Here is a 13,041-nt window from a genome sequence, read left to right on the forward strand (position 1 = left end):
CGTTGAACCAGGAATCACCGTTAATGGTCAACAGAGACGTGTCATGGTACGTCCCTACAAAAATTAAACGACGAGAATTAAACGTTTTATGGCAGGGGTAATTTGAGGCAATAATGCAAGCGTTGTCACTGATAATCACTCAACAAAACCTACCTCTACAGCAGTTTCGGATTTCCTGCTATACACCCAAAGATAGAGGATGACAGCAATTTCTCATGGCTACTGTTATTACACAGGGTTAGAAAGTGCTATATTCGCTCACAACTTGACTTGATCCTGTTCCTTCTTCCTGGTTCAGTGACGGCTCAAACGTTTATCAAAACTTTATAAAGTAAATTTTTCAACAAAATGACTTGTCAGGTCAGATGTCATAGGTTAGGATAACTTATTCGGGAAGTTTACCCCGACCACAAAAAATTGCCAGACTTCAAGCTCTGGCAGGGTTGTGATATTGGTTATAACTCATTCATGGCTTTACTCTATCAGTAGAGTAATGGTTTATAATCGTGAGTATCAGGGCATCTACACGACCTCTTGCCAGGTCATTGGTCATAGGCTACTATGATGAACTCCCAGAGCCTAAATTAACGGTTCTTAGCTATCAATCCATTGGAGCAGGGTTAACCTGCTAGATGCTTTTTAGCGCTTAGAGGTTGAGTCAAAATCGATAACTTAATTGCTCCAACTGACTATTGATATTAACGCTAGAGTTCATTCATTCACATCAGGGAATATACGGAAACTCACCAATTAAACCAATTAAAGGGGAGCGACATGAAAAGGGATAAACACATTTTACGCTAATATACAGTGTCTTAAGTTCTTATTTATTGTGAAAATCCCAAAAACAGTCAATCAAACTCACGGTCAATAGCAACGTTTGTCAGTCAATTGATGGACAAACGGGTTTCCTTACTGTTGAACAATTCAATTCCCTTTTGGGGTGCTACCTTCTGATGAAATCTTTAACGGCAACGTTAGGGGTCTATGATCGGCTCCTAAGTACGCTTATTGCTGCAATATTTTTCACGGGAACTTCATCGGTTACTGCCCAAGAAATTAGAAATCAAGCCTCGGCGTCCGGTGATAATTTGCCAGGTACAGGTATTGTTAACTCCAACGAAACCTCCCTAGTAGCAGGTCAAGCAGCTCTAGAGCTGATTAAAACAGCCGATCGCGCCGCGGCTGAACCGGGAGATACGGTGGTGTATCGCCTCGCCCTGAGAAACAGCGGTGAAGCAGCCGCCAGTGATATTGTGGTGACGGATCGATCGCCCTTGGGTGTGCGATTTTTGCCGGAATCGTTGCAAGGTTCGATTACAACTGGCACCAACACAGAGCCAGTAACGTTACCGCCAGCAGAGCGGGATGGGCGCAATGTCGCGTTTACCTTTCCCCGCTTAGAACCCAATCAAACCCTGAATATTATCTATGCGGCAGTGATCACGCCCGATGCGGTTCGGGGCGATGGTCGAAATGTCGCCCAGGAACGGCGCAGTAATATCGCCAGCTTTTTGATGCGGATTCGACCGGGAATTTTATCCGATTGCGGCACAATCGTGGGGCGAGTGTTCGTGGATAAGAACTTTGATGGCGAACAACAACCGGGAGAACCGGGAGTCCCGAATGCGGTGATTTACATGGATGATGGTAACCGGATTACGACGGATGCCAATGGTTTGTTTTCATTAGCCAACGTTATCGCCGGTAATCGCAGTGGGACTCTGGATTTGAGCAGTTTGCCCGGATACAGCCTTGCTCCCAATCTCTATTTCATCGAAGGGAATAGTCAATCTCGCTTGGTGCGACTTTCACCTGGAGGGATGGCGCGAATGAACTTTGCGGTGACACCAGCTTATGGGGAGGAGCAGTGATGAATAACACTCAGTATCAGAACAGTTGGGACGACTCGAGTCAAGCCAAACTACTGAGATTCACGCTTTATTTTTCGTTACTCAAAAGTATCGAGTATTACAGTGTTCCCGGTAAAGGATGGTTGTCTTCGATTTCTTTGGGGTTGCTGGTGATTCTGGTTGGGATCATTGGCATCATTCCGGTGGCGAAAGCCGATGAGGTGTCGCCGGAATCAGAAACCGAGGATTGGCAACTGGGGAAGGCAGTGGTTCGACAGGACTTCGGCGTGAGCGCTCAGTCGAACGCTCACCAACCAGGCAGTGATACCGATGCTTTCAGCACCTCGAACTTATCTGATCTCCAGCACGAGTTAGCCATTCCCAGTGATGGGGTTCAGGAGAAATCCCAGTTCATTGAAGCACAAACGATAGAGCCTTCTACGTCCAATCTGCTGCCTTCTGAATCCGACAACTTTGCCAATACCCGATCCGAAAGCATTGCCCAATCTCAAAGCAGTGAAAACTTGGGCGATATTGAACCCGCCCGGATGGAATCGCCGCTAGAGCCTTTACCCAAGGTGATCAGGGGTGTGGGAGATGAGGCACAGAGGAACCAATCGAACCAATCTGTAGGGGCGGGTTTGACTGATAATCTATCCCAGGAAACTGATAACTTGACTAAACCCGCCCGGTTTGATCAATCTGTAGGGGCGGGTTTAACTGATAACCTGTCCCAGGAAACCGATAACTTGACTAAACCCGCCCTGCACCATGGCGCGTCTGGATCAGAGGAGCAATGTAGAGACTCCTCATGCTACGTCTGGGAAGATGAGGAAGAACAAACTCCAGAGGCGGAACTTGAAGCCTTCCAGGATGAATTCAGCCGCACGGCTCAACAAACAATTAATAATGGGCTGCAATTGGCTCCCGGTGACATTCGCATTCTCAGTCCGGAACCCGGTACAATTGGCGATCGCACAACGGACTTGATGATTCAGTATCACGCGGATAGTCAGGTTCAGGTGACGATTAATCAACAACCTCTCTCGGCTCAAACCCGAACGACGATCGCACGCCATGAAAATCAACCCATTATTACTCAAATATGGTACGGCGTCCCCCTCAAAAAAGGCGACAATACCATCACCGTTGCCCCAGATAACGGCACACCCGTTAGTCTAGAGCTTACCGTTGACCCTATAGCCGAGCAAACCGACGTCCAAATTACCCTCACCCCCGTCGGTGATCCGCGTGTTCCCGCTGATGCTCGCTCTACAATTACGATTGAAGGGAGTATCACCAGAGAAACCGGAGAACTGATTGAAGAAGATGCGATCGTCACCTTAACCGCAGAAGCCGGAAAGTTTGTCGGGGCTGACTATGACGATGATCAACTCGGCTTTCAAGTTCTGGCGAAAAATGGGCAGTTTAGCGCCAGACTGCAATCCGGGTTAGACGCCCAGAAAGTCCGGATTCGGGCGGCGATTGAGCGACTTGGTGTCCCCGACATCGAACAAATTCCCCTAGAGGAAAGGACTCTGGGCGCCGCCATTCCCACATTTTCTGAACCCATCCAAGCCTATACCCAAATCGAATTCGTCACCCATCTGCGCCCTTCCTTAGTATCTGGGGTGATCAATTTGCGGATTGGGGAAGCGGGAACCAACTTTTGGGAAAGTCGCCGCGAGTTTCTCAATCCCGATATTATTGACGATGGTCTAGAAGCTGACTTAGATAGTGCTATTTTTGCCACAGGTCGAATTGGGGAATGGTTATTCACGGGGGCATATAATAGCGATCGCCCTTTGAATGAAACCTGTGATGGGATTACCCGCCTATTTCGTGGACCCCAGTTCTGTGAGAACCAATACCCGGTTTATGGGGATAGTTCCACGGTAGACTATCTCACCCCCTCCAAAGATAGCGTATATCTGCGCTTCGAGCGTTCCTCTCTCGTTCCTGGCGCAGAACCCGACTATGCTATGTGGGGGGATTATAATACCACCGAATTTACCCGTTCCTCCCAGGAATTTACCGCTACAGCTAGGGCATTAAACGGATTTAAAGGGAATTATAACCTGGGAAATCTGCAAGTTACTGCCCTGTTTAGCCCCGATGTGGAAGGATTTCAACGGGATACGATTCTTCCCGATGGCACCAGTGGTTACTACTTCCTTTCTCGTCGCTTGCTGATTCCGGGAAGTGAAAATGTTTACATAGAAACCGAAGAACTGAATCGCCCCGGTACCGTCATCGAACGCAAAGCCCTCTATCGCGGTCCCGATTACGAAATTGATTATGACCGAGGAACGCTTCTGTTTCGGCGTCCGATGCGAGCCACGGAATTTGACCCCTTTGGTAATACGTTAGTGCGGCGAATTATTGTTACCTATCAGTTTGAAGGAGATGATGATACCGACATCTATGGGGGACGGTTACAATATAACTTCTCCCAAGACTTTCAACAGGAACGTTGGGTAGGAACCACCTATCTGCGGGAAAATCAGGGAGACCGAGACTTTGAACTCTATGGTGCGGACTTCTTAGTTTCCTTGGGGACTCAAGGACGGATTGTTGGGGAATATGGTCATTCTACAAATGAGTCTCCCTTCATGGGATTGGTAACCGGAAATGCCTATCGGTTGGAAGCCATAAATACCTTTTCTGATAGGATTCAATGGCGGGCGTATTACCGTTCCGTGGAAGAAGGGTTTGCGAATAACGCCACCACCAGTTTTACTCCCGGTCAAACTCGCTATGGGGCGAACGTAGCGGCACAATTGAGTGAAAGTACTAATGTGCGAGTGAGTTTTGATCACGAGGATAACTTTGGTACAGCCGCCCAAGACCGCAGCTTAGTTGAGTTTTTTGACCCCTTCAATCCCGATAATATTTTTAATCGGGCGAGTGAGGCTTTACCCGGTAGTCGGGTGGATAATAGTTTGACCACATTTCGGGCGGGTGTACAACAACAAATTGGCACATCTGACCTGAGTTTAGACTATGTCAACCGTTCCCGGGAAGACAATTTGGGCGATACCTTTGATACGAATACCAGTCAGTTGGTGTCTCGCCTGAATGTTCCCCTGAATGACGTTTTCACCTTCCGGGCGCAAAACGAATTGAACCTGGATGATAGTGACCCCCTCTATCCCAACCGGACTACCGTGGGTTTAGATTGGGCGGTGGAACCTGGGGTGACGCTGCGACTAGCGCATCAGTTTTTTGATGGGGGACTCTTAGACGATAATTCGATTACCAGTCTGGAAACGATTACCCAATATCAGTTAGGGGAAAATACATCTATTTCGTCTCGCTATTCGATTATCGGTGGGATGAATGGGATGACTGGACAAGCCGCCTTGGGACTTAAACATGGTATATTGCTAGCGCCGGGATTGCGCGTTAACTTGGGTTACGAACGCATTGCCGATGATATCTTTGATGCTACAGCCGCAGGCGATCGCTTCCGTCAACCTTATGCTGTCGGTCAAAGTGCAGCGTCGTTGGGACTCACAGAACGGGATTCCTTTAGCGTCGGTGTGGAGTATACCGCCAATCCTGACTTTAAAGCCTCGGCGCGGTTGGAACATCGGGATAGTTCGGCTGGTGATAACACGGTAATTTCGGCGGCGGCGCTGGGTAAGGTTTCTCCTTCGTTAACCGCTTTGTTCCGTTACCAACAAGCGAGTGCAGCCAGTCAACTTTTAGAAGACTTAGACGATACATTGTCGGTCAAGTTGGGATTAGCCTACCGCAATCCGTTTGATGACCGTTTTAATGCCTTAATGCGATATGAGTATCGCAAGAATCCGTCTACGATTCCCGATACCTTACTCTTTGGGAGTGGTACGGGTTCCAATGATCACGTCTTTTCCGGTGAAGGGATTTATGCACCCAATTGGCGCTGGGAATTTTATGGGAAATTTGCCCTACGCCACAGTACGACAGATTTAGCCAACAATTTCAGCAATAGTAGCACCATTTATTTGGGACAGTCACGCATCACCTATCGATTGGGATACCGGATGGATTTAGCCGTCGAGGGGCGCTGGATTGGTCAACCCTCCGTCGATTTTGATGAATGGGGTTGGGCGCTGGAAACGGGGTACTATCTCACCCCCGATTTACGAGTCGGGGTGGGATATAGCTTCGGTAGTGTCGATGACCGAGATTTTACGGGGTATCGTTCCGAAGGAGGTCCCTATCTGAATGTGACATTTAAGGTGAATGAACTCTTTGATGGGTTTGGACGGCAAAAAGTCGCCCCGCCACCCCAGCAGGAAGAATCTCAAGTACAGCCCGTGGCGAATAATGAACCAGCGGCAAATCCCACGAGTGAGGAGTGAGAAATGGTGTTTAATAACTATGTTCGTAGTCGGCACTTTAGTGCCGGAAGCGCTAAAGCGCTTACTACAAAACGTGTTCGTAGTCGGCACTTTAGTGCCGGAAGCGCTAAAGCGCTTACTACAAAACGTGTTCGTAGTCGGCACTTTAGTGCCAGAAGCGCTAAAGCGCTTACTACAAAACGTGTTCGTAGTCGGCACTTTAGTGCCAGAAGCGCTAAAGCGCTTACTACAAACATACCCGTGTCCGTAGTCGGCACTTTAGTGCCAGAAGCGCTAAAGCGCTTACTACAAAACGTGTCCGTAGTCGGCACTTTAGTGCCAGAAGCGCTAAAGCGCTTACTACAAACTTTGACGTTGACAAGTGTCTTAGTCTTGCCAACTGTAGCCACAGCCCAATCCCCGAATTTACGGGTGGTTGTTAATAGCACTGAGGATAGTATCACGCCCGATGAATTTCTCACCTTGCGGGAAGCGATTGAACTAACAAATGGTCAATTGACAGTTAATCAATTAAGTGATACCGAAAGAACGTTGGTTAGTTCCAGTCCTGACCAATCCTCCCGAATTGAGTTTAATTTACCCCCCCAAGACACTACAATTTATCTAACTGAATTATTGCCGCCTTTAGCAAGTCCTGGACTCATAGTGGATGGGACAACCCAACCGGGATATGATCCGACAACCTCACCCACAGCGGAAATTGCCATTCCCCAACCAATTGTGACGATTACTCCGACACCCGGTCAGTCAATTTTGCGGGGATTAACCATTGTGGCGGATGGGGTCACGGTGCGAGGGTTGAGTATTTATGGTTTTAAAGCGGTGAGAGAGGCAACTCTAGCCACCCCTCCGGCTGATATTTTTATTGCCCATGCCTCACCGCCGCCGGATATTAGTCAGCAAGAACCGCCTAATTATCGGTTTCCTTTTTATCCGGAAAATGTTCCGCCTCAAGATGTGAATCTTGAGTTTAATTGGTTGGGAATTCCGCCGGATGGGGAAATGCCAGAAACCAGGTCAGCTTTTGGGGTTTATGTGTTTAATAGTTTAGGCACAAGGGTTTACCGAAATCGGATTACTGACCATGATGGCAGTGCGATTATTACCTCTGTGCAAGCGAATAATTTACAGGTGAGCGAAAATATTATTGTCGGGAATGGCATTGATGGAATGCCCGATGCGATTCGCTTGGAAGGGGTGATTAATGATTCAGAAATTACCGGAAATTTGATTTGTGGCAATGATGGCAGTGGCGTGTATTTATTTAAACCGGAAGGGGCAGTACAAATTCGCGAAAATCAGATTATTTTTAATGGTAGACGCCGGCGACGGGCGGCGGTATATTTGATGGGAAATAATCACCAAGTTAGGGGAAATCAAATTGCCTATCAGCCGGGACCTGGTGTGGTGGTGACGGCTTATCCAGATAGCGATCGCAATGTGATTGAAACTAATCGGTTTGCGGGGTTGGAAGGGTTGAGTATTGACCTGAATGCCCAGCAGCATGTGGAACCGATTCATTTCCAAGTCGGGGATGGTCATAATCCCCCCCGTACCACTAAGTACCAAGGTCAGACGACAGGGAACAATGGGATAAATGCCCCGCAATTTGTCTCCGAGGAATTCGTTCAATTGGGTGATCAGCTAGAGGTATTGGGTCAAGCTGAACCGGGTTCAACAGTGGAACTCTATCGAGTCAGGGAAGCCGCCGATAGTGTCTATGGTCCGTTGAATGAACCGATTGGGAGTGCGACAACCGATGGGGAGGGTCAATTTAGGGTTACGCTGACTGGGTTACAGCCTGGGGAGACAATTAGTGCGATCGCGACTCATCCCCAAGACGGGACATCAGAACCTGCCCTGAATGCGGTGGTGAAGTCTTCAGATGGTACAATTCCGCCGAACCCAGAACCTCTACCCCCTGTAATTCCCCGATGTCTCACCCAAACGCCCCCGTCACCTCCACCCCCCCCAGAACCCACTCCACCCGTTCAACAACCCTTGACGCTGCGGGTGCCTCGGAATGTCCATTTTGCCCTAGATCGTTCCGATATCTCGCCAGAGAGTGCAGCGATACTGGATCAAGTGGCGGCGGTTCTGCAAGAGTATCCCTTCCTAACGGTTGAACTGCAAGGACACACTGACCCCCGCGCCAGTGCAGCTTATAACCAAGCCTTAGCCAGACGTCGGGCGTTATCCGTGCGGAATTATCTATTGCGTCAAGGGATAGAACCCGAACGAATGACGATTCGATCCTTTGGTGAAAGCCAGCGCCGGACAACAGGTAGCGGGGTGGTGGATTACGCACGCGATCGCAGAGTGGAAATTATTTTCCAAGATTTGAGAGGCTTGGAGATTATTTTTGAAGACCAAGAAACTGACTTACAAATTGAATCTCAAAGAGGTGACAGGGAATGATTATTTTAGTGCGCCATTTGAGAGTCAATTGTCTACCCAGTGATACAAAGGCTAAGACGTATCGTTTGACGCCTTAAGGAGTCTTGTACGTGTTCGCTATTTTTGTGTCATTTACATTGCCTATATTCTACTGTTTAAAAAAGTGGTCATGAATAAATTTTGGGGTCATTTGTTTGCACTGAAAAAAAAACGTGCTTTTTCTCGAAAAAAAAGCAAACATAATTCTTTGAAGCATCGCTTTAACCGATTTATCATTTTAACGATTACTGTAGCCTATTGGATGGCTAGTTTAGGTTATCCCAGTCCAGTCGTAGCCCAAATGCCTACGAATTTCATTTGCGATGGCACACTTTATATTAGTCAATCAGTACTGCCAACGCAGCCTACGAGGTTAAATGAGCTAAATAGAATGGCTGAACCTTTTGAGCTAGACCAGATAGGTATGCCTATGCCAGATGTGAGATACAACGGAATGGGGTTTAACGTACAAGATGGCTTTCTTTACGGCATTGATCCCGATAATCCCCCGGGAGTTACAGAAGATAACGCTCAAATAATTTATCGAATTGGTGAAAACGGAGTTGAATTTTTAGGCAAACCAGATGGATTGCCACCTCCAAATCCGGAGAGAGGGGGACGATTTTTTGCCGGTGATTTCGATGGAGATGGAAACTACTTTATTTACTCTGCCAGCCTAGGCGAACTCTATAGAATTGACGTTAATCCTGAAGGTTCTGAGACTACGCCTCAGATAACGGGTTTTGCTCAGGTATCAACTGGTGCGGACGTTGACTATGCTGACCTTGCCTTCAACCCTGTAGATGGTAATCTCTATGGCATTCCTACAGGAAATGGTAGACAGCTCACTAAGATTGATCTACAGCCTTTCCGCGACAACCCGCCTCCCTTGATGGATCTGGATCTGGGTACGGTTCAGGCTACCACTATCGTTCCAGGTCCCGGTGGTACTTCACCTTTCGGTGCAGTTTTCTTTGATGCATTTGGTAACTTGTTTGTCTATGAAAATGGCATCTCAGGTGTACAAAACTCAGCAACATTATACCTCTTTGATTTTGAGAAGGAAACTTTTACTGAACTTGGCAATAGTCTTGGGATCTCTAGAAATGATGGTGCGGCATGCGCCTTCGCACCCCAACTGTTGAAAACCGTTGAACCCTCACCAGCTATGGCTGGAGACGTAGTAACCTATACCTATCGACTCGCTAACCGAACAGCTATAGACCCGTTAGAAAATTTAACATTTGAAGACGAAATGGATGATGGGCGGACATTTATCCCCGGTTCTCAGACAATTAATGTAACGGGTACTCCTAGCTTCAGTCCTGATAATCGAACTTTTACCATTACGGGATTAAGTATTCCCAATGGAACAATTGCCGAGATCACGGTACAAGTTCGGTTACCTGCCAATATCCCACCAACTACATCAGAGGAACCACCACTGTTCAACCAAGCTACAGTCAGAGGACTTCCTGAGAATTCTCCTGATGGTCCAAGGCTCCAACCAACTCTCCTATCTGATTTTCCCTTGACAGGAGGATTTCCTGATCCAACCCCCTTGGAAATTGTAGAAAGCCCTGCTATTGGTGTCGCTAAGCAGGTGGCGAATAATGTGGATAATGGTGATGGTACTCACACGGTTACCTATAACATTAAAGTTGATAACTTGGGAAATACGCTCCTAGATGACATTTCTCTAACTGAAAACTTAGCGGATACCTTCAATGGAGTTGATGACTTTACCGTTGATGACATCAGTTTGGAAAGTGTGACGGATGGCAATTTAACGGTTAATCAAAATTTCAACGGCGAGGGCGACACGTCCTTACTCAATAACAGCCAAGCCCAAACCTTAGAAATCGATGGCACCGCCACGATTCAACTGGTTGTTACCGTCACCCCCGGTAATAACCTCGGTCCGTTTGAAAATACTGTGGAAGCTACAGCAACCAGTCCGAGCGGAACTTCAGTCGATGACGAATCCGACAATGGCACAGAAACTGACCCTAACCCTGATGATGGCAATCCTGGTGGTGGACCCGAAGAAGATGACCCTACTCCAGTTACCTTCGGTGGTGGTGATAATCCTGCTATTGGTGTGGCAAAGAGTCTTGGTGCAGTTACACCTTTAGGGGGAGGTCGCTTCCGTGTGACATATAACTTACTGGTGGAGAACCTAGGGGATGTCAGTTTGAGTAATGTGGAACTGGTCGAAGATCTCAACGACGCCTTTGGCAGAGACAATTTTACTGTCAGCCGTGTGACCAGTCCTACCTTGACAACAGACTCCAACTATGATGGGAGTAATAACATCAATCTGTTAGGGGCAGGCAACACTCTAGATATCAGTGAAAGGGCAACGGTACAGTTAATTATTGAAGTCACACCACCTGACCTGAACCGAGACTACGAAAACCAAGTGGAAGCCATTGGCACTCCACCAGACGGGACTCCGGTAAGCGACTTGTCAGATAATAATGTACCAACCGACGACCCCACTACTCTCCAGCCTGACCCTAATGGAAATAATCGTGCCGATGACCCAGGGGAAGATGAACCCACTCCCCTCAACTTTAGCGATCTTCCGGAAAATCCCGCGATCGGTGTTGCTAAGAACGTCGCCTCTATTTCCAGTGAAGGTAATGTATTCATCGTTACCTATGACATCGCCGTAGAGAATCTGGGAAATGTCATTTTGAGTAATGTGCAACTCACCGAAAATCTCAACGAGGTCTTTGAAAATTTAGATTTCTCTGTCAATTCCTTAACCAGTTCCAGCTTGACAGTCAATGACAACTATAACGGTGATACTGACATCAATTTGTTAGCAGGGGGCAATACATTGGATGTGGGTGAAACCAACGATGTGCGGTTAGTCGTCAGGGTTACCCAACCCGATCTCAGCCGTAACTACGAAAATCAAGTGGAAGGGACAGGTACATCACCGGATGGTAATTCTGTGAATGACTTGTCATATAATGGATTCCCCAGTGACCCTGACGGTGATGGCAATGCCAATGAACCAGAGGAAAATACCCCGACTCCCGTCAATTTCAGTGAAGTTCCCGCCATTGGGGTTGCCAAAAATGCGATTTCCAACACACCCCTAGGGTCAGGTCGCTTTCTAGTTACCTATGAGTTGTTGGTCAAAAATGTCGGAGATGTTCCTTTAACGGACGTACAACTCGTGGAAAATCTTAATGACACCTTTGGTGCAGGGAATTTCACGGTTATCAACACAACTAGCCCCGACTTAACACTCAACCCAGACTATGACGGTAGCTCTAACATTAATCTGTTAGGGACGGGTAACAATTTGGATGTAGAGGAAACAAATACAATGCAGTTAATCGTGGATGTTACCCCATCTGACCTCACAGCTGACTATGAAAACCAAGTGCGAGCCACGGGTTTGTCTCCCAGTGGAACGTCCGTGGATGATTTTTCAGATGACGCTACCAATAACGGCATCCCCACTGATCCAGATAATATCAATGGTGATGGCAGTGCCAATGACCCTGAAGATGAGAATGATCCCACTACAGTCACCTTTACCAACACTCCCAACAATCCGGGTATTGGTGTGGCTAAGAACGTGGGTACAGTGCAAGACAATGGTGATGGCACATTCACGATTCCTTACACTATCGTTGTCGAAAATCTCGGAAATACAATCTTGACCGAAGTACAGGTGACAGAGAACCTATTTGGCAATAATCGGAGTACCTTTGCAGGGACTCAGAATGTTCAAATCGAGGAGCTTAGTGTCATCGGTGATTTGAGTCAGGTGAATCAGAGTTTTGATGGCAATAATGACCAGAATCTGCTCTCTGGTCAAGAAAGCCTAAGTCCTAATCAGACGGCAACCATTACACTAAATGTCAGAGTGACTCCCGGTCGTAACTTTGGTCCCTTTGAAAACAGCGCTGTAGCGATAGGAAATCGGAATGGACGGATTGTGTCAGATGGTTCGATTCCAGGGACGAATCCTGACCCGAATGGTGATGGTAATCCCGGGAATGATAACCAACCTACGGTAGTTTCCTTTGGACAACCGAACCTGCGTTTAGTCAAACGGATAACGGATGTTGTCAGAAACGGTGAATCGCTGAGTGATGTTAATTTGAATCGCGTGGTTGATGACCAAAATGACCCCGATGATAACGCTGGTGGCTGGTCTGCACTTCCTAATGGACTGCTGGGAGTATTCAACTTAGGCACAGAAGTATCACTCCAGAGTGGCGATGAAGTGGAGTACACGATTTATTACCTGTCCGATGGTGGACCTGTGGTCAACGATGTGCAAATTTGTGACGCGATTCCTGAACAAACGAGTTTCGTTACCAATACTATTGAGTTGAATGAAACATCGCTAACTGATAATGCGGATACGGATCAAG

4 protein-coding genes are annotated in these 13,041 nt (G+C 47.4%); all 4 read left to right on the forward strand.

The window, feature by feature from the left end; genetic code table 11:
• Positions 1 to 956: 956 nt before the first annotated feature.
• Positions 957 to 1,874, forward strand: coding sequence for a hypothetical protein (locus ACLFWI_RS15980; RefSeq protein ID WP_446413739.1), 918 nt, complete (start codon positions 957 to 959; stop codon positions 1,872 to 1,874).
• On the forward strand, positions 1,874 to 6,202 hold the full coding sequence (locus ACLFWI_RS15985) for a hypothetical protein (RefSeq protein WP_446413740.1): 4,329 nt from the start codon (positions 1,874 to 1,876) through the stop codon (positions 6,200 to 6,202). The genes ACLFWI_RS15980 and ACLFWI_RS15985 overlap by 1 nt, the downstream gene beginning before the upstream one ends.
• Positions 6,203 to 6,442: 240 nt before the next feature.
• Positions 6,443 to 8,620, forward strand: coding sequence for an OmpA family protein (locus tag ACLFWI_RS15990; RefSeq protein ID WP_446413741.1), 2,178 nt, complete (start codon positions 6,443 to 6,445; stop codon positions 8,618 to 8,620).
• 409 nt (positions 8,621 to 9,029) lie between these two features.
• Positions 9,030 to 13,041: DUF6923 family protein (locus tag ACLFWI_RS15995; RefSeq protein WP_446413742.1), on the forward strand; the 4,012-nt coding region annotated here is incomplete at its 3' end.

It is taken from the genome of Coleofasciculus sp. (genome assembly GCF_046539235.1).
Lineage (GTDB): Bacteria > Cyanobacteriota > Cyanobacteriia > Cyanobacteriales > Coleofasciculaceae > Coleofasciculus.